Below are 421 nucleotides of genomic sequence, written 5' to 3'. Positions count from 1 at the left end.
CCAGGGACAAGCCGCTCGCTGCGGTCGCAGTTTACATTGTAATTACTTTGTTTTATTGGTAAGTGGGTAATCGCATTAATCAAGCTGTGCTTGGGGGTGAGCGTGCCGATTACGGCAAACGAGTAATTGCCACGCTTTCTAATGAGCTAACGGTGCAATTTGGTAAAGGCTGGAGCAAACGCAACCTTGCGCAAATGGTTAAGTTTGCAGAGGTTTTTTGGGATATAGAGATTGTGCACGCACTGCGTACACAATTGAGCTGGACCCATATTCGCCAGTTAATTGCTATTGATGAACACATAAAGCGAGACTTATACACCACAATGCCCAGTCACGAACGCTGGTCAACCCGCACCTTAGATGAACGTATAGGAGACATGTAGGTTGAGCGCACGGCTAGTTCTAAAAAGCCATCCCATAC

General features: G+C 46.8%; 1 protein-coding gene. It reads left to right on the top strand.

The window, feature by feature from the left end; translation table 11 throughout:
• The first annotated feature begins 62 nt into the window (after positions 1-62).
• Positions 63-383: a DUF1016 N-terminal domain-containing protein gene (locus CWC30_RS18005; RefSeq protein WP_249929908.1), complete on the top strand. Its 321-nt coding sequence runs from the start codon at positions 63-65 to the stop codon at positions 381-383.
• Positions 384-421 lie beyond the last annotated feature (38 nt).

This window comes from Pseudoalteromonas sp. S4741, from assembly GCF_005886135.1.
GTDB classification, from domain to species: Bacteria; Pseudomonadota; Gammaproteobacteria; order Enterobacterales; family Alteromonadaceae; genus Pseudoalteromonas; species Pseudoalteromonas tetraodonis.
Note: the sequence above shows the minus strand (reverse complement) of the source record. Positions and strands in the feature narration are given on the sequence as shown.